This is a genomic window from Clostridium sp. KNHs214, from assembly GCF_000744935.1.
In the GTDB taxonomy this organism is placed as follows: domain Bacteria; phylum Bacillota; class Clostridia; order Clostridiales; family Clostridiaceae; genus Haloimpatiens.
Map to the genome: position 1 here is coordinate 1,357,287 of NZ_JQMW01000011.1, position 25,424 is coordinate 1,382,710.

Below are 25,424 nucleotides of genomic sequence, written 5' to 3' on the forward strand. Positions count from 1 at the left end.
AATTTTGAAAGAACAATAAGTTCTTTTAAAGGAAACTCGCTCAGCAGAGCTGAGGAGTACTATATTTCTAAGGTCTAAAGACCTAAGAACTATAGCATCTGGTGATTATGGCTTGAAGGTAACACCCCTTCCCATTCCGAACAGGACGGTTAAGCTTCAAAGCGCCGATGGTACTGCAGGGGAAGCCCTGTGGGAGAGTAGGTCGTCGCCAGGTTATTTATTTTGATCTACTAGCTCAGTCGGTAGAGCACATGACTTTTAATCATGGTGTCCGGGGTTCGATTCCCCGGTAGATCACCAAAAAACGTATCTCATTTAGAGGTACGTTTTTTTATATTTATTGTTAATATTACAATAAAACATTCATGGATACATAAAAAGATTATATTTTTTTATTATATTATGATATAATTTTATCATATAAACCAATTATTACTATGTGAAATAAGCTTTCAATTTTTTTGTATTAGAATTTTTGAGATTTCTATAAGAAAGAATCAATATGGTAAGAGTGAATAACAATCTATAAAAGTTTTAGGAGATTTATATGGGAAGCATAATAATAACTATAATAATAACTATTATTTTTTTATTAATATTTCTGCTATACGCTGTAAGTGTAATTTCTTCAATAAGTATTATTAATAAATTCGCTATAATGTTGGTTTTAATTATTTTTTTAGCGTTAATGGGAGTGTTAATTTTTAATGCAGCCGAAAGGATTAAAGAGATTAAGGAGGAGAAAAAAGATGATATTAGTAAATACTGATTATATTACTGGAAAAACTTTAAGCATGATAGGTATGGTAAAAGGGTCTACAGTAAGATCAAAACATGCTGGAAAAGATATTATGAGCGGTTTAAAAACTTTAGTTGGGGGAGAAATAACTTCATACACAGAAATGATGGATGAAGCAAGAGCAATAGCTACAAAGAGAATGGCGGAAGAGGCAGAAAGCTTAGGTGCAGATGCTGTTGTGAATATAAGATATGCCAGTAGTGCAATAATGCAAGGGGCAGCAGAAGTTATAGCTTATGGGACAGCAGTTAAATTTGTAGATTAGATAATAAAACCTTAAAGATGATACATTTTTATCTTTAGGGTTTTATTATTATATTTATGAGCCGCTTATTTTATACTTTGGCATATTCCTCTGGCTAAAGCAGCTGCTATTTTGGCTTGATAATTTGGTGAATTAAGAAGTTTATCTTCTCGGGGATTTGATAAAAATCCCATTTCAATTAAAACAACCGGAACTTTTGACCAATTAAATCCTGTCATATCATCTCTTATGCTTATACCTCTATTTTTAATACCAACTTCTTTTGTTAATTGGTTTAATATGGTTTGACCGTATTTTTGGCTTATAGTGCATATATTTTTAGCATACCCTACAGCGGCAGGTACAAGCATAGAAGCGCCATTTGCTGAAGAATTCTCCGCGGAATCTGCATGAATTCGTATAACTAAATCTGCATGGTTTTTGTTTCCTATTTCTGCTCTATCTACATTACCTAAGGATTCTGAGTGACTTGTTTTTGTAAGTATAACATTATAACCCTTTGATTCTAACTCCCTTTTTAATAATTTAGTTACAATCATATTTACTTCATACTCAGGAGTCCTGGTTATAATTCCCTGAGCTCCACCACCATCTTTTATTTTAAGTATATTAGAATTAGGGGATAACTTTTCTTTTTCTAAGTTGCTTCTATTTGCATGACCTGGATCAATAACTATAGTTTTTGATAAAGATTTCGTAGAAGCTTTCGGCAATGTTTTATTACTGCTGTCAGGTGTAGTTCTACCAGATTTATTATCATTGGGATTTTTAGAACCTTTATCTGATATTTTTGGTTTTGAAGGGGTGATTTGCTTGCTTATAATGGGTTTTTTAGCAGTGATATTTTTAGTTTTTACCGTTGATGTACTAACTTCAGGTTTGGCTGTAGTTGTAGTAGCATTTATATCAGTATTTATATCTATGTTTGTTTTATTACAAGAAACAAGAAGTGTACTCATATATAGCGCACATAAAGCAATAGATAACTTTTTTATAAAAATATTCATAGGGACCTCCAAATAGTATAATTTTAAATTTTTAGTATATAAAAAATTATTACACAAATATGGGTTTATTTCAAATAATAATATGATTATACCACAAAAAGCATTATATTACCTGAATTATGAAATTTCTCTGGAATGACTTGCATAAGAAGCAAAGGAACTGTTTAAATTTAATTTTAGAAATTCTTCTTTTAGACAGATAAAATTATCGTAAGCCTTAAAAGGACGCCAGGCTAGCGAACCTGAGGCAGGACGCTGAATGTGAGCGTTAGATAATTTTATATGGCTAAAAGATTAGAATTTCTTAAATTAAATTTATTGTTCCGAGCTCTTATGCAAGTCATGGAGGAGAAATTTCATAATTCCACTACATTGTACCTTATTGTGGGATAATCATAATATAAATAAAAACAAATAAAAAGTATAAATTCAAAGTAAATAAGTTAGTAATTTAGATTTTAAATTGGCATATGGGTATGCAAGTTGTATGTTATACTTAATATTAAGTATTTATAATTTAAGGTAGCTTAAATACAAGTGTATATAATATTTTAATATGGGAGATGAACTTATGGAAATTATAGAATTTAATCCTATTGGATATGTAAAATCGCCATTTAAAGAGTTGAAAGAAATTCCTCCTCAAAGTATTTATGCTAAAGATAAAAAAGCAATTATACATATAAAGGATGAATATAAGCAAGGTTTAAATGATCTAGAGAAGCTAACATATATAATAGTTCTGTTTTATTTTAATAAATCGGAGAGTTTTGATCTTATGACAAAAACTCCCTGGAGTGATGAGAAAAAAGGAGTCTTTGCTACTAGATCGCCTAGAAGACCTAATGCTATAGGTATGTCTATAGTGAAAATATTGGAAGTAGAAGAAAATAAGATAATCATTGAAGGTGTGGATATGTTAGATGGTACCCCTGTTTTAGATATAAAACCTTACAATGAGAAATTAAATCCTTAGGGTATATAAACAAAGTTTCACATGCTTTAATATATATGTTATTATATTTATATCATATAAAATTAAAAGGAGAAAATGAATATGGACAATAAAGTTCTAGCAGTTGTAAATGGAGTAGAAATAAAAGAAAGTGACTTGCAAAACGCTTTAATGAGAGTTCCAGCAAACCAGAGAAGTTATTATGCATCAGAAATGGGCAAAAAACAATTATTAGAGCAAATGATATCTTTTGAATTAATTTATAATAGTGCAAAAGAAAATGGAGAAGAAAAAGATGAAGCATTCCTAGCTCAGATGGAAATGATTAAAAAGGATGCATTAATACAATATTCAGTTCAAAAGATGTTAAGTGGAATTGAAATAGCTGAAGAGGAAATAAAGAAATTTTATGAAGAAAATAAAGAGCAATTTAAATCACCTGAATCTGTAACAGCAAAACATATATTAGTTGATACAGAAGATGAAGCTAAAAAAATTGCAAAAGAAATAAGTGAAGGATTAGCTTTTGAAGAAGCAGCTGAAAAATATTCAAAATGTCCGTCTAAACAACAAGGTGGAGATTTAGGCAGCTTTAGTAGAGGGCAAATGGTTCCTGAGTTTGAGAAAGTAGCATTCTCTATAGAAAAAGGGGTTATAAGTGAACCTGTTAAAACTCAATTTGGATATCATCTAGTAAAAGTTGAAGAAAAAACTGAAAGTTGTATAAAAGGATTAAATGAAGTAAAAGAATTTATAAAGAACAAATTACTTCAAGATAAACAAAGTGAAAAATATTTAAAGAATGTTGAAGAGTTGAAATCAAAGTATGATGTTAAGGTTCAATAATAAGGTTATTAAATAGCTATATTAATTAGAAAATGTGGCTGCCGCATTAAGAGATTCATATGCAATATATTGTTTTGCAAGTATAAGGTTAACACAATATATCGTAGGAGTTATTCTTAGTGTGACAGCCCCATTTTTATTTATACTTTACCCGGCGTATCGGTATCAGAAAATAGTATAAAAATTTAATAATATAAAGTATATATGATTTAATTTGATACAATGGGATTTTCTAAGCTATAATTAATGCAACATATATGATACTATAAAATACGTCGTTGAAATGTGGCGAAGATGATTAACTTAAAATGAGCTTTGAAGACAAATTATAAACTCAAAACAAACTTATGAAGTTTAAAAAAGTTTAAAAGATATGTTGACAAAGCAATTTACAAATGATATAATAATTAAGTCGCTTGAAGCGGCAGAGAAAAATGGTCTTTGAAAATTAAACAGAGATAAAGATGTAAATCATAAAGTCAGTGAATTTGAGTTTGAGATTAAACTTTAAATTGAGAGTTTGATCCTGGCTCAGGACGAACGCTGGCGGCGTGCCTAACACATGCAAGTCGAGCGATGAAATCCCTTCGGGGATGGATTAGCGGCGGACGGGTGAGTAACACGTGGGCAACCTGCCTCAAAGAGGGGAATAGCCTCCCGAAAGGGAGATTAATACCGCATAAAATTATGGAATCGCATGGTTCTGTAATCAAAGGAGCAATCCGCTTTGAGATGGGCCCGCGGCGCATTAGCTAGTTGGTAAGGTAAAGGCTTACCAAGGCGACGATGCGTAGCCGACCTGAGAGGGTGATCGGCCACATTGGAACTGAGACACGGTCCAGACTCCTACGGGAGGCAGCAGTGGGGAATATTGCGCAATGGGGGAAACCCTGACGCAGCAACGCCGCGTGAGTGATGAAGGCCTTAGGGTTGTAAAGCTCTGTTATCTGGGACGATAATGACGGTACCAGAGGAGGAAGCCACGGCTAACTACGTGCCAGCAGCCGCGGTAATACGTAGGTGGCGAGCGTTGTCCGGATTTACTGGGCGTAAAGAGTGCGTAGGCGGATGTTTAAGTGAGATGTGAAATACCCGAGCTCAACTTGGGTGCTGCATTTCAAACTGGGCATCTAGAGTGCAGGAGAGGAAAGCGGAATTCCTAGTGTAGCGGTGAAATGCGTAGAGATTAGGAAGAACACCAGTGGCGAAGGCGGCTTTCTGGACTGTAACTGACGCTGAGGCACGAAAGCGTGGGGAGCAAACAGGATTAGATACCCTGGTAGTCCACGCCGTAAACGATGGGTACTAGGTGTCGGGGGTCCAACCTCGGTGCCGCAGTAAACACATTAAGTACCCCGCCTGGGGAGTACGGTCGCAAGATTAAAACTCAAAGGAATTGACGGGGGCCCGCACAAGCAGCGGAGCATGTGGTTTAATTCGAAGCAACGCGAAGAACCTTACCTAGACTTGACATCCCAAGAATACTGTGGAAACACGGTAGTGCCCTTCGGGGAACTTGGAGACAGGTGGTGCATGGTTGTCGTCAGCTCGTGTCGTGAGATGTTGGGTTAAGTCCCGCAACGAGCGCAACCCCTATTGTTAGTTGCTACCATTAAGTTGAGCACTCTAGCAAGACTGCCTGGGTTAACCAGGAGGAAGGTGGGGATGACGTCAAATCATCATGCCCCTTATGTCTAGGGCTACACACGTGCTACAATGGTCGGTACAAAGAGACGCAAGACCGTGAGGTGGAGCAAATCTCAAAAACCGATCTCAGTTCGGATTGTAGGCTGCAACTCGCCTACATGAAGCTGGAGTTGCTAGTAATCGCGAATCAGAATGTCGCGGTGAATACGTTCCCGGGCCTTGTACACACCGCCCGTCACACCATGAGAGCTGGTAACACCCGAAGTCCGTGAGGTAACCGTAAGGAGCCAGCGGCCGAAGGTGGGATTAGTGATTGGGGTGAAGTCGTAACAAGGTAGCCGTAGGAGAACCTGCGGCTGGATCACCTCCTTTCTAAGGAGAACATGAAAAGGAAGTCACCTTTTCATAAATTATGACAAGTTCACTGATATCTCTGTTTAATTTTGAGAGACCAGATCTCTCAAATGAAGTTAAACACTTAAGCGATTATACCAAATTAAAAATTGGAATACCTGCTTATGTTTAACTAAGCGACTGTACCAAATCATAGATTTGGAACATCTGCTTATGTTCTTTGAAAATTGCACAGTGAAGAAAAGTAGAAATTATTACAATTGTGATGATTTCACTGGAGAATCAATTATAGAAACAAACTTGTTAGTTAAATCTAATAAGTGTTAATTTGCAACAAAATCAAAGATCTTGAAATAAGTTAAGGAAACTCAATCAGCAGAGCTGATGAGTGTTAATTTGTTACAAAATCAGAGATTTTGACAAATTATACAGGTCAAGCTACAAAGGGCGCATGGCGGATGCCTTGGCACTAGGAGCCGACGAAGGACGTGATAAGCTGCGATAAGCTGTGGGTAGGCGCAAATAACCTGTGAGCCACAGATTTCCGAATGGGGCAACCTGCTCAGCTACGCTGAGTACTGTATGCTGAATTCATAGGTATACAGAGGCAAACCCGGGGAACTGAAACATCTAAGTACCCGGAGGAAGAGAAAGAAAAATCGATTTCCTAAGTAGCGGCGAGCGAACGGGAAAGAGCCCAAACCTAAGTCTTCGGATTTAGGGGTTGAGGATAGATCATAAAAGCTTAGATTTTCTAATCGAAGAGAGCTGGAACGCTCTACCACAGAAGGTAATAGTCCTGTAGGTAAAAGAAATATAAGTAAGATCTACTCCAGAGTACCACGAGACACGTGAAACCTTGTGGGAAGCTGGGAGGACCACCTCCCAAGGCTAAATACTACCTAGTGACCGATAGTGAAGAAGTACCGTGAGGGAAAGGTGAAAAGAACCCCGGGAGGGGAGTGAAATAGAACCTGAAACCGTGTGCCTACAAACTGTCGAAGCACTTTACATGTGTGACGGCGTGCTTTTTGTAGAACGAGCCAGCGAGTTATGGTATGTAGCAAGGTTAAGCACTTTTGGTGCGGAGCCGCAGGGAAACCGAGTCTGAATAGGGCGATTAGTTGCATGCTGTAGACCCGAAACCGAGTGACCTATCCATGGCCAGGTTGAAACGGAAGTAAAATTCCGCGGAGGACCGAACCGCGTTGGTGTTGAAAAACCATGGGATGAGCTGTGGATAGCGGAGAAATTCCAATCGAACTCGGAGATAGCTGGTTCTCCCCGAAATAGCTTTAGGGCTAGCGTCAGGTAATGAGTAATGGAGGTAGAGCACTGAATAGGCTAGGGGGCATATCGCTTACCGAACCTTATCAAACTCCGAATGCCATTTACTTTTATCCTGGCAGTCAGACTACGAATGATAAGATCCGTGGTCAAAAGGGAAACAGCCCAGACCATCAGCTAAGGTCCCAAAGTGTAAGTTAAGTGGTAAAGGATGTGGGATTTCTAAGACAACTAGGATGTTGGCTTAGAAGCAGCCACTCATTTAAAGAGTGCGTAATAGCTCACTAGTCAAGAGATCCTGCGCCGAAGATGTCCGGGGCTCAAACTTACCACCGAAGCTATGGATATACAATGTATATGGTAGGGGAGCTTTCTGTACGGGTTGAAGTCGTACCGTAAGGAGCGGTGGACTGTACAGAAGTGAGAATGCTGGCATAAGTAGCGAGAAATGAGTGAGAATCTCATTGGCCGAAAATCTAAGGTTTCCTGAGGAAGGCTCGTCCGCTCAGGGTTAGTCGGGACCTAAGCCGAGGCCGAAAGGCGTAGGTGATGGACAATCGGTTGATATTCCGATACCACCATGATCCGTTTGAGAAATGGGGTGACGCAGTAGGATAGGATGTGCGCACTGATGGATGTGCGTCTAAGCACTTAGGATGATTGAACAGGCAAATCCGTTCAGTCTTAAGTCTGAGGTGTGATGGGGAGTGAAATTTTAGTAGCGAAGTATCCGATTCCACACTGCCAAGAAAAGCCTCTATCGAGGAAAATGGTGCCCGTACCGCAAACCGACACAGGTAGATGAGGAGAGAATCCTAAGGCCAGCGGAAGAATTGTTGTCAAGGAACTCGGCAAATTAACCCCGTAACTTCGGGAGAAGGGGTGCCTACGAGAGTAGGCCGCAGTGAATAGGCCCAAGCAACTGTTTAGCAAAAACACAGGTCTCTGCTAAAGCGAAAGCTGATGTATAGGGGCTGACGCCTGCCCGGTGCTGGAAGGTTAAGGGGATTGGTTAGCGTAAGCAAAGCCTTGAACTTAAGCCCCAGTAAACGGCGGCCGTAACTATAACGGTCCTAAGGTAGCGAAATTCCTTGTCGGGTAAGTTCCGACCCGCACGAATGGCGTAATGATTTGGGCACTGTCTCGACAACAAATCCGGTGAAATTGAATTGGAGGTGAAGATGCCTTCTACCCGCGATTGGACGGAAAGACCCCGTAGAGCTTTACTGTAGCTTAGCATTGAATTTCGGTATTGTCTGTACAGGATAGGTGGGAGACTTAGAAGCAGGGGCGTCAGCTTCTGTGGAGTCATCCTTGGGATACCACCCTGACAGTATTGAAATTCTAACCGGAGGCCATGAATCTGGTCACGGGACATTGTTAGGTGGGCAGTTTGACTGGGGCGGTCGCCTCCTAAAAAGTAACGGAGGCGCCCAAAGGTTCCCTCAGCGCAGTCGGAAATTGCGCGCAGAGTGTAAAGGCAGAAGGGAGCTTGACTGCGACACATACAGGTGGAGCAGGGACGAAAGTCGGGCTTAGTGATCCGGTGGTTCCTCGTGGGAGGGCCATCGCTCAACGGATAAAAGCTACCTCGGGGATAACAGGCTGATCTCCCCCAAGAGTCCACATCGACGGGGAGGTTTGGCACCTCGATGTCGGCTCGTCGCATCCTGGGGCTGAAGTCGGTCCCAAGGGTTGGGCTGTTCGCCCATTAAAGCGGCACGCGAGCTGGGTTCAGAACGTCGTGAGACAGTTCGGTCCCTTTCCGTCGCGGGCGTAGGAAATTTGAGAGGAGCTGTCCTTAGTACGAGAGGACCGGGATGGACCAACCTCTGGTGCACCAGTTGTCACGCCAGTGGCATAGCTGGGTAGCTATGTTGGGAAGGAATAAACGCTGAAAGCATCTAAGCGTGAAGTCCACCTCAAGATTAGATTTCCCATAGCGTAAGCTAGTAAGACTCCTGGAAGACTACCAGGTTGATAGGTCGGAGGTGTAAGCATGGTAACATGTTCAGCTGACCGATACTAATAAGTCGAGGGCTTGATCAAAATATAACTGACAATTAGTGATTGACAGTTGACAATTAAAAGATTTTCCACACTGTGCAATTTTGAAAGAACAATAAGTTCTTTTAAAGGAAACTCGCTCAGCAGAGCTGAGGAGTACTATATGTCTAAGGTCTAAAGACCTAAGAACTATAGCATCTGGTGATTATGGCTTGAAGGTAACACCCCTTCCCATTCCGAACAGGACGGTTAAGCTTCAAAGCGCCGATGGTACTGCAGGGGAAGCCCTGTGGGAGAGTAGGTCGTCGCCAGGTTATTTATTTTGATCTACTAGCTCAGTCGGTAGAGCACATGACTTTTAATCATGGTGTCCGGGGTTCGATTCCCCGGTAGATCACCAAAAAACGTATCTCATTTAGAGATACGTTTTTTTATATTAATTTGATATATATTATCATTTGTTTTAGTAAAGATATTATACAACTTATATTTTAACTATATAAGATTAGGTTAAATGAAGTCTAAAAAGCAAATTCTCTGCTAAGAAGGCAATGTTGCTTGTTTCGGTGGTAATTCACAACGATATTTAGATGTTAGAATTTATTCTAACATCTAAAATAAAGGTTATTTTGAATAGGATTTTATTATTTGTTTAAAATATTTTAAAGTCTTATCTATACTCTCTTCCACAGTATAGGGTGGGTTCTTACTTAATATTTTATTAAGCATGCCTTGATATATTAAAATAGACATTTCGTTTATTTCATGTACATTTTCAGCAGATATAAAGCCATCTTTTACACAATTATCTAGAATAGATAATGTTCTCTTATATAATGTATTTCCGAGTAGCATAGAATTTAGATTTAAGGATGAATCCGCTAATTCATCAGGAAAGATTGAATAGTACTCTGATATAGTATCATTTAAAGTATCGCTAAATTCAGAGAAAAATACTAAATTATATATTTTAGGTCTCCTAAAAGAGTGATTACAAAAACACTCCCATATCAAAAAATACCTATCTAAAGAATTTGTTGCTCCTTTTATATACTCAGGAAGATTTTCAACATATTCCTTTAAATATTTCATTGAAGCAAATAGTATAAGGTGGTCTAGATTTTTAAAATAGTTGTATAAGGTTGCGCTATTATATCCTGCAATATCAGCCACTTTGCGTATGGTGACATTCTCCATACCATCGCTTTGGATTATTTGGTTTGCTGCATCAATAAAATAGCTCATCATTCTTTTTTGTTGTAAAGTTTTTTTAATCATTATTATCACCATTAAGTCAAAATTTATTTTAATATGATTATGCCAAATATTTTAATGTACTGTAGGTTGGAAATGGATATCATATTATTTTTAAGATTAAATATGTAAAAGATAATTTAAAGTAGTATATATAGTTAAAATTAGGAACAATAATATTGTGTATTATTGCACAACTCATAACTCAATGAATTAGATTTTACAAAAATAAAAATATCAAAACAATGTTATACTGTCCTATTGAAAATGTTACATTAAATATAACACAAGTTTTGTAGTTGTTGTGAGTAGGTGGCAATTACATTGCAACAACTTATTATAACATAATTTAGCAGAAAGCTGTAATTTAAAATTGAAATATAATTTTTAAAAAGCATAATCTTTATAAATAAAGTTTAATGCTAAATTATAATTGCTAAATCCATTTCTTGAAAATTAATATTAGATGAATTTAGTAATAATCAATTAATAGTATAATATTTATCAATTTATGAAGCTCTAAATACTGAAAATACTCAATTATTAGAAAATATAATCATGATTATTAGATAATCCGATTGTATATATAATCACGATTATGATATAATCAGAGTAACAAAAAGTAATAAAAAGTTATATGTAATAATAAAAAGTAACAAAAAACTGCAGGATTCTAAGGTAATTAAATAACTAATAAACTTATTGGTTAACAAATTAGGGTAGTATAAAAATGAAGGGAGTGCAGAAAAATGAAATTAGAAATAGGCAACTTTTATGTAAAAGATGTTGTCTTTGGGGAAAAGACATCATACAATGACGGAATTTTAACAATCAGTAAAAGAGAGGCTTTGGATTTTGTAATGCAGGATGAACACATAACAGAAGCTGAGCTTTATATTGTAAAACCAGGAGACAAGGTAAGATTAGTTCCTGTTAAAGAGGCTATAGAGCCTAGAGTTAGACCAGATGGAAGGACCTTATTTCCTGGATATACAGGAGAATTAGCTCAAGCAGGATATGGACAAACACATGCACTAAAGGGAACTTCAGTTATAGTTGTGGGTAAACACTGGGGTGGATTCCAAGATGGATTAATAGATATGAGTGGAGAAGGAGCGAAATATACTTACTTCTCTCAGTTAAAGAATATAGTTCTTGTAGCAGATACAGATGAAGAATTTGAAAAAAGAGAGCAACAGAAGAAAAATAAAGCATTAAGAATGGCTGGACATAAACTTGCAGAATTTATTGCTCAGTGTGTAAAGGATTTAAATCCTGAAGAAGTAGAGACATATGAATTAGAACCAGTTACTAAAAGAAGTGATGAGGTACAAAAATTACCTTCAATGGTATATGTAATGCAACCACAATCTCAAATGGAGGAGCTAGGGTATAATGACTTGCTATATGGTTGGGATACAAATAGAATGGTTCCTACATTTATGCATCCAAATGAAGTTTTAGATGGAGCTATTATTTCTGGTAGTTTTATGCCGTGTTCATCTAAATGGGCAACATATGATTTCCAAAACTGTCCTACTATTAAAAAATTATATGAGGAGCATGGAAAATCTATAAACTTCCTGGGAGTTATAATGTCAAACTTAAATGTTGCTCTAGAACAAAAGGAAAGATCAGCGCTATTTGTAGCACAAATGGCTAAATCACTTGGAGCAGATGGTGCAATAGTTGCAGAAGAGGGATATGGAAATCCAGATGCAGACTTTATAGCATGTATAGCAGCATTAGAAGATGCAGGAGTGAAGACTGTAGGAATAACAAATGAATGTACAGGAAGAGATGGAAACTCTCAACCTCTTGTTTCATTAGATGAAAAAGCAAACGCTATAGTTTCTTGTGGAAATGTTTCAGAACTTATAGAGTTACCTCCAATGGAAACAGTATTAGGTGAGTTAGAGTCATTGGGAAGAGATGGATTATCAGGAGGATGGGCCGGCGATGAAATACTAGGGCCTTCTGTAAGACCAGATGGATCAATAATTATGGAAAATAATGCAATGTTCTGTGGAGACCAAGTAATAGGATGGTCACCTAAGACTATGAGAGAATACTAGGAGGTGTTTTAAGTGAAAAAGGCTATAATGTATGTAAACCAATTCTTTGGACAAATTGGTGGAGAAGATAAAGCAGATTTTGAACCAGAAGTAAGAAAAGGATTAGTAGGACCTGCTATGCAGCTTAATGCAGAGTTAGAAGCAGAGGTTACTCATACAATTATATGTGGAGATAACTTTATGGGCTCTCATCAAGAGGAAGCAGTAGAGAGAATAATAAAAGAATTAGAAGGTTTAGAATTTGATATATTCTTTGCAGGACCAGCATTCCAAGCAGGAAGATATGGAGCAGCTTGCGGTCATATATGTAAGGCTGTAAAGGAAAAATTTAATGTACCAGTTATAACCTCTATGCATATAGAAAATCCTGGAGTAGAAATGTTTAGGAAAGAAATGTATGTATTCAAAGGTGGACATAGTGCGGCTAAGATGAAAGCAGATATAAAGGCTATGGCTAACTTTGGAAACAAAATATTAAAAGGTGAAGAATTATTAAGTGCTGAAGAAGAAGGATATTATGGAAGAGGTATAAGACATCAAGTTTGGCTTTCTGATGCAAAACCAGCATCAGAGAGAGTTGTTGAGATGCTTATTAAGAAATTAAAAGGTGAGGAGTTTAATACAGAACTTCCAATTCCTAAGGCAGATAGAGTCCCTATAGCACCAGCTATAAAGGATTTAAGTAAAGCTACTATTGTTCTAGTAAACACAGGTGGTATAGTACCTGTAGATAACCCAGACAGAATTCAATCAGCATCAGCTACTAGATGGGGAAGATATAACATTGCTGGGGTAGATGATTTAAAGGGAGGAGTTTTCAAGACAATACATGCTGGTTTTGACCCTGCAGCTGCAGATGCGGATCCAGATGTAATTGCCCCTATAGATGCTTTAAGGGCATATGAAAAGGAAGGAAAAATAGGAAAACTTCATGACTATTTCTATTCAACAGTAGGAACAGGTACTACACAGGCTGAAGCTGCTAGAATGGCTAAAGAAATAGTAGAATACTTAAAGGAAGCTAATGTAGATGGAGTTATAATGGTTTCTACATGAGGAACTTGTACTCGTTGCGGTGCAACGATGGTTAAAGAAATAGAAAGAGCAGGTTTCCCTGTAGTACAAATGGCTAACTTAATACCAGTTGCAAAAACTGTTGGATCAAACAAAATAGTTCCAACTATATCAATACCATATCCATTGGGAGACCCAGCAACTACTAAGGAAGAACAATGGAAATTACGTTATCACAGAGTAGGGGTAGCACTAGATGCTCTTACTACAGATGTAAAAGAACAAACAATTTTTAAAGTTAAATTTTAAAGTGTAGAGAAGAAAGTTATTTTATAAGATGATTGAAAGCTTGGTTTAAAATTTACAACATCATGAAACTATAAAAATATGGTTGCATGAACTGAAAGCCTATAGTGGGGTAGGCTTTTCAGAGAATACAAGTAGAGTATCAGGGTAATATTAGTTTTGTGAACTTATATCCTATGGGCTATCTATCGTAACATACTATCCTCTAGCAAGGTGGCAGATAGCGATGGATAGGCCACTGGATAATAAATTTCAAGCTATTTTTACAAGTCATATAGGTAGTGTCGTTATTATATTATAAGGGAGGTATAAAATGAATAGGTCAAAGACTAAAGATAATAAAGTTTTCTATATTTCCTTAGTTATAACATTTGCAATCGTTTTATTGGGTATTACAATTCCAGATAAGTTCAATGACGCAGCCAGCTCAATATATTCATTTTTAACTGAGAATTTTGGTTGGACATATTTAATATCTATGTTATTTTTCGTAGTATTTGCCATAGGCTTAGCCTTTAGTAAATATGGAAAGATAAAATTGGGATCGGATGACTCAAAACCTGATTTTAGCACAGCTTCATGGTTCGCTATGTTATTTGGGGCAGGCATGGGTATAGGATTAGTCTTCTGGGGAGTTGCGGAGCCATTATCACATTTTGTAGCACCGCCAGGAATAAAACCAGGCACAGCAGAAGCTGCTGATTTTGCCATGAAGGTTTCCTTTAAACATTGGGGATTTCATCCATGGGCAAACTACAGCATAATAGGTCTTGCTTTGGCATACTTTCAGTTTAGAAAAAATAAACCAGGTCTAATAAGCAGTATATTCATACCTCTTCTAGGAGAAGAAAAAGTTAGTGGACCTATAGGAAAGTTAATAGATATCTTAGCTGTTTTTGCTACAGTAGCAGGAGTTGCCACTTCTTTGGGACTAGGTACACTTCAGATAAACAGTGGATTAAATTATATCTTTAATATACCAGAAACAAAACTAGTTCAATTAGCTATAATAGGTGTAGTAACAGCTATATTCATATGGACTGCAGTGAGTGGTATAGAAAAGGGTATAAAATTATTATCAGATATTAATCTATGGGCAGCGGTATTGTTAGTTGTATTATCTTTCTTTATTGGACCTACATTAAAAATGATAAATTCCCTTACTAATGGTATGGGCTCATATATAGGAACTTTTATACAGGATAGTTTAGGTATAAACGCTTTTGGTGACAACTCATGGTTAAATGGTTGGACGATATTTTATTGGGCATGGTGGATAGCATGGGCACCATTTGTGGGCACTTTCATAGCTCGTATATCCAAAGGTAGAACTATAAAAGAATTTGTAATGGGAGTAATAGTAGCACCGTCTATAGCATCTTTTGTATGGTTTTCCATATTTGGAAGCTTAGGAATGGATCTTGGAATTACAGGTAAAGCAAAATTAGAAGCATTAAAGGCTATTGCAGCAAAACCGGAAACAGCATTCTTTGCAGTAATGAAAAACTATCCAATGGGAGTTATAGTTTCGCTAATAGCCATATTCCTACTATGTACTTTCTTTATAACATCAGCTAATTCAGCTACTTTTGTATTAGGAATGTTTACTTCAGAAGGAGACTTAAATCCAAGCAATAGCAAAAAAATATTATGGGGCCTTATACAAGCATTACTTGCTACAGCTCTTTTATTTGCAGGAGGGTTAAAAGCACTTCAAACAGCATCTGTAGCAGCAGCCTTTCCATTTATATTTGTAATGATATTTGCATGTATATCCCTTATGAAAGCTTTAAGAGAAGAAAAAATTTAATTTATCCAGGGCTACTTACCATAGTACTCTCATATTTTATCGAAATGGTAGATAAAGGGAACCAAGCCATTGGATAGCGATTTCTAAGTTTCAGATAGGGTAAAAACACTATCTGAAATCAAGAACTTTATTTATGTTAGTGAACTACTTTAATAATATATCAAACCTAAAAAATAAAACTATCTCTAAAAAATTTAAAACACGTGAAAACACACTCTTATTTAAGGGTGTGTTTTTGTATCATCAGTATTTTAAAATAGTATATTAAAAAATATAAACATATGTGTTAAAATATAATTCAAATATAATTAGATAATAGTATTAATTAAAAATAGTAAATTGATTTTAAAAAAGTATTGTTAATTATATTTAATGTGCAGATACTTAAGCGAATTTTAGTATACTTTAATGAAAAGGAAGTGATGGATTTGGAGTCTATTTTATCTATAAATGTATTTATTCAAAAATTTCAGGGACTTGGTAAGTATTTTTCTTATGATACTTTAAAAATAATAGGCATAGCTTTTATAATATTTTTGTTTTTTATGGCTCTACGGAAGATATTTTCTAAGCATTTACTAAATTTAATGCTTAAAATATTTAGCAAAAAAAAGGCAGAATTAAATTCTAAAATATTTACAGCATTTCAAAAACCTTTAAGTATGTTCTTCCTAGTTTTGGGCATTTATTCTTCTATATATTATTTGAGAATTAACTTATTAGGAAGTAGATATGCAGTTTCGCCTTTTATGCAAAAACTTTTTAGCTCATCAATAATTATAATTGTAGCTTGGGGACTATATAATTTAACCTTAGGCTCATCAATATTATTTGATAAAATGGGAGAAAAGTTTGATCTTAATTTGGATAAAATATTATTTCCGTTTATGGCTAAAATAGTTAGGTTTTTAATTGTTGCTTTTGCAACTATAATGGTTATAGAAAAATGGGGTTATGATATACAAGGATTTATCGCAGGACTGGGACTTGGAGGTTTAGCCTTTGCACTGGCAGCTAAAGATGCTGCAGCTAATATATTTGGAGGCATAGTGATACTTATGGATAAGCCATTTAATATAGGGGATTGGATATATACTCCTAGTGTAGAAGGTATTGTAGAGGATATATCCTTTAGAAGCACAAGGGTAAGAACTTTTGAACAGGGATTGGTTGTGGTTCCGAACTCTACTCTAGCTAATCAGCCTATAACTAATTGGAACAGAAGAGTAAAGAGAAGAGTTAATTTTAACGTTGGAATAACTTATGATACTCCAGTGGAAAAAATCAAAAAATCTGTAGATGAAATAAGAAATATGTTAAAAGACAATGCTTGGGTAAATAAAGAATCTATGATAGTAAATTTCGATAAATTCTCACCTAGCAGTTTAGATATATTTTTAAATTTCTATATAAATACACCTGAGTTAGCTAGGTTTTTGCAAATAAAAGAGGACATAAATTTTAAAATAATGAGTATATTAGAAAAAAATGGTGTTTCCATTGCTTTCCCTAGTACTAGTGTGTATATAGAGGATAAAGTTAAAGATGAGACTAAAGATAGAATGGAATAGCATCATTTATATGGAGTTAATTCTGTACATTTAATATTGGTATAAATTAAAGTCGTGTATTGATATAAGGGAAATTTACTTATATTAATACACGACTTTGTTTTTATTAAAGCATCACCTTATTTTTACTAAAGCCGTAAACCTTTCCTAAATTAATAAAGGAAATAGGAATGAAGTGTAGAAATATGAAAAGTAAGGTTTTTTACAAATATAAAATATATAAATTACAGACGAAAGAAGGAGGTTTAATTATGAGGGAAATAGATTTACTGAGGAACCTTTGTACTTCTCATGGGCCAAGTGGAAGAGAAAATTGGATTCACGGAGAGATAAAAGAAGCCTTCAAGGAATATGGAGAGATAAAGGAAGGCAATTTAAATAACCTTTATGTACATAAAAAAGGTAAAGGCAATAAAAGCATTATGCTTATGGGACATGCGGATGAAGTATTTTTAAATATAACAGAGATATGTGAAAGAGGATTTTTGAAATTTAAACCATTAGGAATAGATGCAAAGACTTTGGTTTCTCAAGAAGTTATAATTCATGGTAAGGAAACTATAGAGGGCGTTATAGGCATAAAGCCACCTCATCTTATGAATGAAGAAGAAAGAGTAAATGCAGTGGAGGCAGATAAGCTTCTTATTGATACAGGATATTCTACTGAAGAATTAAAGAAAATTGTTAAAACAGGTGATTTCGTAACTTTAAAAAGAGATTTTTATGAGCTTTTAAATAATAATGTAAGCTGCAAGGCTATAGATGATAGAGCTGCTATTGTAGCTATGTATTCTTGCGCTAAAGAACTTTCTAATGTAAATCATGATTTAGATGTTTACTTCGTATGCTCCTGCCAAGAAGAGGTAGGCCATAGGGGGGCTAAGATGTCCAGCTACGATATACACCCAGACATGGCTATAGCTATTGATGTAACTTTTGATAATGGACCTATGGGAATTAAGGAAAAGGAAGGAACCTTAGGAGATGGCCCTTGCATATGTATAGGACCTAACATTCATCCTAAGTTTAGACAGAGAATAATGGATACAGCTGATAAATATAAAATATCATATAGTGTAGAAGTAGAGCCAGGTAGCACAGGTACAGATGCTTGGGACATCCAAGTAACTAGAGGGGGAATACCTACACTTTTAATATCTATTCCAGAAAAGTACATGCATACTTCAGTGGAGGTAGCTAATATGGAAGACATTAAAAATACAGGAAAGCTAATAGCTAAGTTTATAGAGGAAATAAAAGAGGAAGAAGTGGAGGGCTTGCTATGCTTCTAGAAAAATTGTGTAATGCAGTAGGACCTTCAGGTTATGAAGGAGAAGTTAGAAATATTATTAAAGAAGAAATAAAAAATTATGTAGATGATGTAAAAGTTGATAATATGGGAAACATAATTGCGCATAAAAAAGGAAATGGACCTAAAGTTGTAGTAGACGCTCACATGGACGAAGTAGGTTTTATAATAACTGGATATAATGATGATGGAACTTTAAGATTTGGAGCTCTTGGCGGAATAAATCCTAAGATAATACCTTCTAAAGTGGTACTTATAGGAGATAAAAAGCTTCCAGGAGTTATAGGTCTTAAGCCAATACATCTTCAAGATAAGGATGAAAGAAAAAAGCCAGTGCCTTATGACAAGTGTTGCATAGATATAGGTTCAAATTCCAAGGAAGAAACTAAAAAAGTAGTAAAGCTAGGAGAGTATGCTATATTTGATACTAAGTTTTCAAAATTTGGTGAAGGACTTGTAAAGGGAAGAGCCTTTGACGATAGAATGGGCTGTGCAGTGCTTATAGAAATATTAAAGGAAAATTATAATTGTGACCTTTATGGAGTATTTAATGTTCAAGAAGAGGTTGGAGATAGAGGAGCATATGTTTCAGCTTACAATATTCAGCCGGATATAGGTATAGCCTTAGAGGGAACTATTTGTGCGGATATGTCAGGAGTTCCAAAGTATTTAATGGCTACAGAAATAGGAAAAGGTCCTGCTATTTCAATAATGGATAGGACTAGTATATTCAATAATGAAATAACTGATGCCATTATAAAAGTTGCTGAGGAAAAAGGCATAAATCATCAAAGAAGAAGAGCTATAGCTGGAGGTAATGATGCAGGTGCTATCCATACTGTAGGAGACGGAGCAAAGGTTGCTACAGTGTCAGTGCCTTGTAGATATATTCACTCTTCTGTATCCGTAGCAAGCTTAGATGATTACGAAAATACAGTAAAGTTAATGGAGGAATATCTAAAAACTTTATAATAATTTGTGGATAAATGCAGAAAAATATTTTATATTGTGGATAAGTTATATCTATTATATTATTGATATTTATGACAAAGTGTTTAAGTTATACCTATTTTATTATTGCTGTCCATGACAAAGATTTAAGTAATACATCTATAAATGGTGACTAGTGATTTATGAATTATATAGAAATTTAATAAACATGAAGAAGTCAGTGAATATTAATAAGCTAAAAATATGAATGAGTTAAGGAATGTTGAGAAATCCAAGAATATAGGGAAAGGAAGTGAATTTTTAGTAGGAGATGTGATAGACCTCTTGCTAAATAAAATATATGGAAAAACTTTTAAATAAATTAATAGGTGCTTTTGGTGTTGCAGCACAGGAAGAGGAAGTAAAAGAGATAATAAAAGAAGAACTTAAAGATGTAAATTGTGAAATGAAAGAAGATAAGATAGGAAACTTAATTGTAAAAATGGGACAAGGATCAGAAAAAGTTATGATATGTACACATATGGATGTAGCTGGATTTATGACTACTTTTGTAGAAGATGATGGATTTGTAAGAGTGGGTACTGTAGGAGATACAGATTATAAAAACTCACTAGGAAGAATGATTACATTCCAAAGTGGAGCAAAGGGAAGATTATGTGCTTCTAAGGAAAAACCTGAAGAAAGAGATATATATGTAGATGTATTTACAAGTAGTAGAGAAGAAACGCTAAAAGGGGTAAAAGAGGGAGAGGTAGCCTGCTTTACAGGTCATGTAACAGAGATAAATGGAAAAGTTACTGGACCAAATCTTCATAGAGTAGGATGCTATGCACTTCTTGAGGCTATAAAAGCAGCTAAAAATTTAAACAAGGAATACTATTTTGTATTTTCTACTCAAAAGGAATTAGAGGGAAGAGGAGCAAGAGCAGCAGCTTATGCTATAGAGCCAGATTATTGTGTAGTCCTAGATTGTATAAAGGCTGATGATGTTAAAGGTGAAGATGGAAGAATTAAGCTTTCACATGGACCTGTAATAAGTATAATGGATGCCAGCTTAATAATAGATGCTGGAGTTAAAGCTTTACTAGATGAATCAGCAGAAAAAGCTTCTGTGAAAGTTCAATACGGAATTACTAGAGAAAATACTGACGGAGGAAAAATACACAAAGAAGTTGGCGGCATAAGAACAGGAGTTTTATCAATACCTTTAAGATATAAGTATTCTTCATCAGAAGTTATGGATGTTAAGGATATTGAAGATACTATAAAAGTAATAAGTGGAATACTAAACTAAGAATTTAAGATCAGGATTTAAAATCCAAATTGACATTGAAAATTAAAGATGAGGTATAAAATTTATAATTTAAAGTTCAAAATTATAAATTGATAATTATAAATTAACAATCCCAAATCAATAGCGGACAATAAATAATTTAAAATTATGGATAAAAAATATAAGATTGGGGAATTGACAATGAAAAATGTAGATTTTGGCAAGATACCTACGGAAAAAGAAGCTATGGTACTTTTAGAGGAGGCCAATAAATTAAATCCAGGGCCTTGGTTTGAACATTCTATTAATGTGGGTAAAGCTGCTAAGGCAATAGCTAAAAGCTGTGAAAATTTAGATGAAGAAGTTGCTTTAGTATGTGGGCTGCTTCATGATATAGGCAGGAGATATGGGGTAACTAGTATGAGACACAGCATAGATGGGTATAAATTCTTAAAGGAAAAAGGATATGAGCTTCCTGCTAGAATATGTATTACGCATTCATTTCCATATCAAGATATGAGGTCTGTATTTGGCGAATGGGATTGCTCTAATGAAGAATATGAGTTTGTAAAGGATTATGTGGAGAAGCAAGAGTTTCACGATTATGACAAGCTAATTCAATTCTGTGATGCCTTAGCGTTGCCAGACGGATGTTGTCTTATGGAAAAAAGGCTTATAGATGTGGCACTTCGTCATGGCTTAAATGATTATATAATTCCAAAGTGGAAGGCTATTTTTAGCATAAAAGATCACTTTGAAAATCTTATGGGTAAATCCGTATATTCCGTATTACCTGGAGTTGTGGAGAATACATTTAAATTTTAGATTTTCATTATTAGTGTAGCATCTAAAATTAAAAATTTAATATTAAAAATAAAAAGTATGGGTAAATTAAGTGCCCATACTTTTTTAAAACTAAGAATTTTCATATTTATAGTATTTTTAAGTAATAATTTTGTTGTTACAAATTCTAAATGTATATAAAGATATTATTGAAAAATATGTGAATTTAAATATGAATATCACTATTACAAGAGTAATTTGATATAATATATGTATTATACATATATTGGTTTTATGCCTTCGGGTATTGGTTAATGTATTTAATAGACGCACCAGGGTAGAATTTTATATATAACATAATTTTAGTTGTTTACTAAAGGAATAATTGGTATAAATATAGAAAAATATTTTTAGAAAGTTGGTGAGTTAAATGAATGAAAAAATTATAATAGAAAAAGAAGTAACTAAATATAATGTAGACGTTGTCGGAATATTTGGTAGTAGGGCACGAGGGGATTACAACGAATATTCGGATTATGACATATTTGTAATAGGAAATTTAACATTAGAAGAGGAATTAGAGCTTGAAGAAGATTTAAAAAATAAATTAAACTGTGAAGTGGATTTAGTAAAGATAACAAAGGATACAAATAGAATATTATTAAAAAATATTGCAAATGAAGCTATGGTTATTTATAGTAGAAACGATGCTTATGAGAAATTTTATAGTTTTATTGAAAACTTTTTTAGAGAGAACAGTGATTTCATTCGTTTGAGGGAGCGTGATTTGTTTGATTAATAGGGATAGAATTTTAAAATTAGTGGGAGATTTTACACCGTATCTAGAAGATTACGAAATAGATTAGCACATAGATATAAAATGCCCACAGATGAAGAGTTTTTTGAAAGTTTAAAAACTAATTTAAAATATTTTGGTGAATTAAGGGAAAGTTTTAGGGCAGATATGTAAGCATAAATAAAGTATAAAACTACTTTATTTTATAGAAAATTCGGAAAACCTCCGTTGCTTGTCTCGGAGGTAGTTCACAGATATAAAATAATCAAAACGATTTTTAGGTATAAATATATTTCTTATTCTTTCTTTTTTTCTCTAAAAGAATATGCACTGTTTCAAATGTAAATACCATTATGAAAAATTTAGAGGTATCTAATATTTCATAAAAAGCATACTTTTTATGAAGCATGCATACGGTTATGAGTAGTATTAAATTATTTAATCCTATAAATAAGATTCTTTTTAATATATTTGCCTCTTTGGAAATATAAAATTCAGCTAAGTACATATAAGCAAAAACACCTATAAAAATAAATAACCAGACCATAATAGATAATTCAATTTTTTTAAAAAGCCACTCGTACATAAAAAATATCAAAATAGTGGCTATAATACTAGGGAGTAGGCATTTTCGTAATAATTTGCTCAAAAAACCACCTCCATACGGTTGTATAGCATTACAAAAATACATATCTTTTACAGTTTATCATAGTTTAATAGTTATCGCAATATTCAAACTATTATTAGGTGGTGGAATGCTTTTCTGAAATTATGAATATCTTTTAGGTACATGAAAAAAAATAACAAGTGAAAGATTCTGGTATATTTTGTGTCAGACAAGGGAGCAGAATGCGCCGCTAAGAACTATCGGCGGGTTCTGCTGACGAAGTATGACGCAAAATAGACTAGTATACTGACTTACTATTTATTTGAATGTGCCTTAGAGTTAACAGTAAAAAATACACACAATAAAATTGAAAGAATGCTGCATACTAAAAATGACATACCAATGCCAATAATATTGTACATGGGGGTGGATATTAGTATGCCTATTATGGCAAAGAACGTTAGGATTATTTTATAGAAAGAAAACACTCTGCCTAAGTATTCAGCTGGGATATTTTTCTGTATTATAGTTTTGGAATAGACACCTTGTATGCTCCAAGTTAGCCCTAATATTGCTAGGATAATTAAAGTAAGTATAGAGTTTTTAGAAAAACCAAATACAATATATGCAAGACTTATACATAAAGAAGTCTTTACATATATATTAAAATCTTTATGTTTATGCAATAGCTTCATAAAAAGTGGCGTTAAAAGTCCACCAATGGCCAGTGCATAGTCGAAATATATAATTCCTTCAGCATTCATATTTAAAAGTGTGTCGGACACAGCTACTTTGAATATTTCGTAAAATCTACCCATTAGTCCATAAAGACAGGAAATTAAGAACATACCTTTAACTATGGAATAATTACATAAAATTTTATAACCTTCTAGGCCACTTTTGAAAATACCTAGTTTTTCAGAGTAAATTTTTTCATTTTCATGATTATATTTTATAAATAAAAAAGTTACACCAGATATTAAAAAGGTTAAGGAATTTATTATAAACAAAAAGTCCGTTCCTATAAATTTGTAAATAAGTCCTCCTATAGCAGGCGATAAAAATATACTTATAGATTCTAAAAATGAAAATATTGAATTGCAGTAAGATAAATGATCTTTTGAAACAAGCTTTGGAAGAATAGCATTTTCAGAGCACATATCCATATCATTAAGTGACTGTAAAAGAAAAGCTAAGAGATAAACAAGCCATAGTTTTTTGCTGCTAACAAATATAAAAAGTAAAGCAATGGGTGCGCTAATTAAGTTAGTAAGTACTATGACTCTCTTCTTATTGCATTTATCTGCAATTATACCGGATAGATATTGTACTGGAATTCTTAAAGCCCCTCTAGAAAGCCACATAAGTGCTATAGAACCTATAGATTTTGTGGCGTTATAAAGATAAATTGTTATTCCAATGTTGTACAAATAATCTCCTATAGACGAGATAAAGGAGCCTGTAGTTAAGAGTAGAAAGTTTTTATTATGCAATATCTTTTTAAACATAAAAATCCCCCTCCTAAATAGTAACATGTTTATAATTATATAGGTAAATTTTGTATAATTGTAGTCTATATTTTAAAAAAATTGTATGATATAATATAATTAGGGAGGAGTATATTATGGCTAAAAAATATAAATACATACTCATAAGTTCCGTAATAGCCTGTTTTTTCATGTACTATGTAGAGCAGGTAATGAAGGTAGATTATTTAACCAAGACAATTGCAAAAATAGTAGTGTTTACTATTATACCATATATTTACATAAGACTATATAAGAAATCAAATATAATCACTTCTTTAAGATGTAAAGAGACAAATAAAAACAATATTAAAATAGGTATTATATTAGGGAGCATAAGCTTTATAGTAATTTTAGTTACTTATTTTATATTAAAAGATGTGATTAATCTACAGAGCATTTCTCAGGAATTACAAAACAAATCTAAGGTGACACCGGTTAATTTTTTATTTGTGGCGGCCTACATAACCTTTGGAAATTCATTTTTGGAAGAATTCTTTTTTAGAGGATTTATATTTTTGAATTTATATGAAATTAACCATAAGAAAACTGCATATGTTTTTTCATCATTGTTTTTTGCTTTGTACCACATGGCTATTTTTAAAACTTGGTTTGATATAAAATTAATACTATTAGCGTTATTTGGGTTAATTACAATAGGATTTGTATTTGATTATATAGATACAAAATCTAAGAATTTTTTTAACTCATGGATAGTTCATATTTTAGCAGACGCAGCTATAATGTTAATTGGAATGAGGATGTTTGGTATAATATAATTAACTTTGGCACAGAATTTTGATAAAGTTATAATTTTTAATTTTAAATTCAGAATGTAAAATTAAAATGAAGGTTGAAATTCTATATGAATTTCTTCAATTTGCATTTTATTAAAATTCCTAAAGGAGTTTTAACATTAATTTTTAATTGTGATTTTATAATTGCGAGAGCTGCATAAATAATTATATATAATCAAAGTAAT

17 protein-coding genes, 2 tRNA genes and 4 rRNA genes are annotated in these 25,424 nt (G+C 34.1%); 19 read left to right on the top strand and 4 right to left on the bottom strand.

The window, feature by feature from the left end:
* Positions 1-97 precede the first annotated feature (97 nt).
* From rrf (CC89_RS14935) to CC89_RS14950, 3 genes are all read left to right on the top strand, one after another.
* Positions 98-214 (top strand): 5S ribosomal RNA (gene rrf, locus CC89_RS14935).
* Between the two features lie 10 nt (positions 215-224).
* A tRNA-Lys gene (locus CC89_RS14940) sits at positions 225-300 on the top strand.
* A 449-nt stretch (positions 301-749) separates the two neighbouring features.
* A complete protein-coding gene (locus CC89_RS14950; RefSeq protein WP_035293372.1) occupies positions 750-1,064 on the top strand; it encodes a YbjQ family protein in 315 nt (104 codons plus the stop codon).
* A 65-nt stretch (positions 1,065-1,129) separates the two neighbouring features.
* On the opposite strand, the gene CC89_RS14955 is transcribed toward CC89_RS14950, so the two are convergent.
* On the bottom strand, positions 1,130-2,071 hold the full coding sequence (locus CC89_RS14955) for an N-acetylmuramoyl-L-alanine amidase family protein (protein ID WP_051931820.1): 942 nt from the start codon (positions 2,069-2,071) through the stop codon (positions 1,130-1,132).
* A 571-nt stretch (positions 2,072-2,642) separates the two neighbouring features.
* On the opposite strand from CC89_RS14955, the gene tsaA reads away from it, so the two are divergent.
* From tsaA to CC89_RS14985, 6 genes are all read left to right on the top strand, one after another.
* Positions 2,643-3,047 (top strand): tRNA (N6-threonylcarbamoyladenosine(37)-N6)-methyltransferase TrmO, encoded by a 405-nt coding sequence (tsaA, locus tag CC89_RS14960; RefSeq protein WP_035293373.1) that lies wholly within the window; start codon positions 2,643-2,645, stop codon positions 3,045-3,047.
* Positions 3,048-3,128: 81 nt separating this feature from the next.
* The gene (locus CC89_RS14965) at positions 3,129-3,872 is read left to right on the top strand and encodes a peptidylprolyl isomerase (protein ID WP_035293374.1); all 744 of its coding nucleotides are present in this window, start codon (positions 3,129-3,131) and stop codon (positions 3,870-3,872) included.
* Positions 3,873-4,380: 508 nt separating this feature from the next.
* Positions 4,381-5,891, top strand: a 16S ribosomal RNA gene (locus CC89_RS14970).
* A gap of 413 nt (positions 5,892-6,304) precedes the next feature.
* Positions 6,305-9,209: ribosomal RNA gene (locus tag CC89_RS14975) — 23S ribosomal RNA — on the top strand.
* Between the two features lie 155 nt (positions 9,210-9,364).
* A 5S ribosomal RNA gene (rrf, locus tag CC89_RS14980) occupies positions 9,365-9,481 on the top strand.
* The 16S, 23S and 5S rRNA genes sit together here with 1 tRNA gene alongside, the layout of an rRNA operon.
* A 10-nt stretch (positions 9,482-9,491) precedes the next feature.
* Positions 9,492-9,567 (top strand) — tRNA-Lys (locus CC89_RS14985).
* Positions 9,568-9,791: 224 nt separating this feature from the next.
* Here CC89_RS14985 and CC89_RS14990 read toward each other — a convergent pair.
* Entirely contained in the window at positions 9,792-10,445 is a 654-nt protein-coding gene (locus CC89_RS14990) for a TetR/AcrR family transcriptional regulator (protein ID WP_035293375.1), read from the bottom strand.
* A gap of 725 nt (positions 10,446-11,170) precedes the next feature.
* On the opposite strand from CC89_RS14990, the gene CC89_RS14995 reads away from it, so the two are divergent.
* The 9 genes from CC89_RS14995 (at position 11,171) to CC89_RS15040 (ending at position 22,312) form a co-directional block, all read left to right on the top strand.
* On the top strand, positions 11,171-12,496 hold the full coding sequence (locus CC89_RS14995) for a glycine/sarcosine/betaine reductase component B subunit (RefSeq protein ID WP_035293376.1): 1,326 nt from the start codon (positions 11,171-11,173) through the stop codon (positions 12,494-12,496).
* Positions 12,497-12,508: 12 nt separating this feature from the next.
* Positions 12,509-13,819: a betaine reductase selenoprotein B gene (grdH, locus tag CC89_RS15000; protein ID WP_081897065.1), complete on the top strand. Its 1,311-nt coding sequence runs from the start codon at positions 12,509-12,511 to the stop codon at positions 13,817-13,819.
* Between the two features lie 310 nt (positions 13,820-14,129).
* Complete coding sequence (locus CC89_RS15010) at positions 14,130-15,626, top strand: glycine betaine uptake BCCT transporter (RefSeq protein WP_035293379.1); 1,497 nt, start codon at positions 14,130-14,132, stop codon at positions 15,624-15,626.
* Between the two features lie 374 nt (positions 15,627-16,000).
* Entirely contained in the window at positions 16,001-17,197 is a 1,197-nt protein-coding gene (locus tag CC89_RS15015; RefSeq protein ID WP_286161361.1) for a mechanosensitive ion channel family protein, read from the top strand.
* Between the two features lie 251 nt (positions 17,198-17,448).
* Positions 17,449-18,489, top strand: coding sequence for a M42 family metallopeptidase (locus CC89_RS15020; protein ID WP_035293380.1), 1,041 nt, complete (start codon positions 17,449-17,451; stop codon positions 18,487-18,489).
* Complete coding sequence (locus CC89_RS15025; protein WP_035293381.1) at positions 18,480-19,478, top strand: M42 family metallopeptidase; 999 nt, start codon at positions 18,480-18,482, stop codon at positions 19,476-19,478. The genes CC89_RS15020 and CC89_RS15025 overlap by 10 nt, the downstream gene beginning before the upstream one ends.
* A 319-nt stretch (positions 19,479-19,797) precedes the next feature.
* On the top strand, positions 19,798-20,751 hold the full coding sequence (locus CC89_RS15030; protein WP_035293382.1) for a zinc-binding metallopeptidase family protein: 954 nt from the start codon (positions 19,798-19,800) through the stop codon (positions 20,749-20,751).
* Positions 20,752-20,898: 147 nt separating this feature from the next.
* The gene (locus CC89_RS15035; protein ID WP_286161362.1) at positions 20,899-21,555 is read left to right on the top strand and encodes an HD domain-containing protein; all 657 of its coding nucleotides are present in this window, start codon (positions 20,899-20,901) and stop codon (positions 21,553-21,555) included.
* Between the two features lie 388 nt (positions 21,556-21,943).
* Complete coding sequence (locus tag CC89_RS15040; RefSeq protein WP_035293384.1) at positions 21,944-22,312, top strand: nucleotidyltransferase family protein; 369 nt, start codon at positions 21,944-21,946, stop codon at positions 22,310-22,312.
* A gap of 274 nt (positions 22,313-22,586) precedes the next feature.
* Here the strand turns inward: CC89_RS15040 and CC89_RS15045 are convergent, their stop codons facing one another.
* Positions 22,587-22,958 (bottom strand): hypothetical protein, encoded by a 372-nt coding sequence (locus CC89_RS15045; RefSeq protein ID WP_035293385.1) that lies wholly within the window; start codon positions 22,956-22,958, stop codon positions 22,587-22,589.
* A gap of 272 nt (positions 22,959-23,230) precedes the next feature.
* On the bottom strand, positions 23,231-24,424 hold the full coding sequence (locus CC89_RS15050; RefSeq protein ID WP_035293386.1) for an MFS transporter: 1,194 nt from the start codon (positions 24,422-24,424) through the stop codon (positions 23,231-23,233).
* A gap of 116 nt (positions 24,425-24,540) precedes the next feature.
* Between CC89_RS15050 and CC89_RS15055 the strand changes: the two genes are divergently transcribed.
* Complete coding sequence (locus CC89_RS15055; protein WP_051931822.1) at positions 24,541-25,221, top strand: CPBP family intramembrane glutamic endopeptidase; 681 nt, start codon at positions 24,541-24,543, stop codon at positions 25,219-25,221.
* The last annotated feature ends 203 nt before the right edge of the window (positions 25,222-25,424 follow it).

Excerpts from the sequence above, each read along its gene's own strand:
- CC89_RS15030 (WP_035293382.1), top strand. The coding sequence starts at position 19,798 with ATGGAAAAACTTTTAAATAAATTAATAGGTGCTTTTGGTGTTGCAGCA.
- CC89_RS14990 (WP_035293375.1), bottom strand. The coding sequence starts at position 10,445 with ATGATTAAAAAAACTTTACAACAAAAAAGAATGATGAGCTATTTTATT.
- CC89_RS15050 (WP_035293386.1), bottom strand. The coding sequence starts at position 24,424 with ATGTTTAAAAAGATATTGCATAATAAAAACTTTCTACTCTTAACTACA.
- CC89_RS14950 (WP_035293372.1), top strand. The coding sequence starts at position 750 with ATGATATTAGTAAATACTGATTATATTACTGGAAAAACTTTAAGCATG.
- CC89_RS15025 (WP_035293381.1), top strand. The coding sequence starts at position 18,480 with ATGCTTCTAGAAAAATTGTGTAATGCAGTAGGACCTTCAGGTTATGAA.
- CC89_RS15055 (WP_051931822.1), top strand. The coding sequence starts at position 24,541 with ATGGCTAAAAAATATAAATACATACTCATAAGTTCCGTAATAGCCTGT.
- CC89_RS14995 (WP_035293376.1), top strand. The coding sequence starts at position 11,171 with ATGAAATTAGAAATAGGCAACTTTTATGTAAAAGATGTTGTCTTTGGG.
- CC89_RS15035 (WP_286161362.1), top strand. The coding sequence starts at position 20,899 with ATGGATAAAAAATATAAGATTGGGGAATTGACAATGAAAAATGTAGAT.
- CC89_RS15020 (WP_035293380.1), top strand. The coding sequence starts at position 17,449 with ATGAGGGAAATAGATTTACTGAGGAACCTTTGTACTTCTCATGGGCCA.
- tsaA (WP_035293373.1), top strand. The coding sequence starts at position 2,643 with ATGGAAATTATAGAATTTAATCCTATTGGATATGTAAAATCGCCATTT.
- CC89_RS14965 (WP_035293374.1), top strand. The coding sequence starts at position 3,129 with ATGGACAATAAAGTTCTAGCAGTTGTAAATGGAGTAGAAATAAAAGAA.
- CC89_RS14955 (WP_051931820.1), bottom strand. The coding sequence starts at position 2,071 with ATGAATATTTTTATAAAAAAGTTATCTATTGCTTTATGTGCGCTATAT.
- CC89_RS15040 (WP_035293384.1), top strand. The coding sequence starts at position 21,944 with ATGAATGAAAAAATTATAATAGAAAAAGAAGTAACTAAATATAATGTA.
- CC89_RS15010 (WP_035293379.1), top strand. The coding sequence starts at position 14,130 with ATGAATAGGTCAAAGACTAAAGATAATAAAGTTTTCTATATTTCCTTA.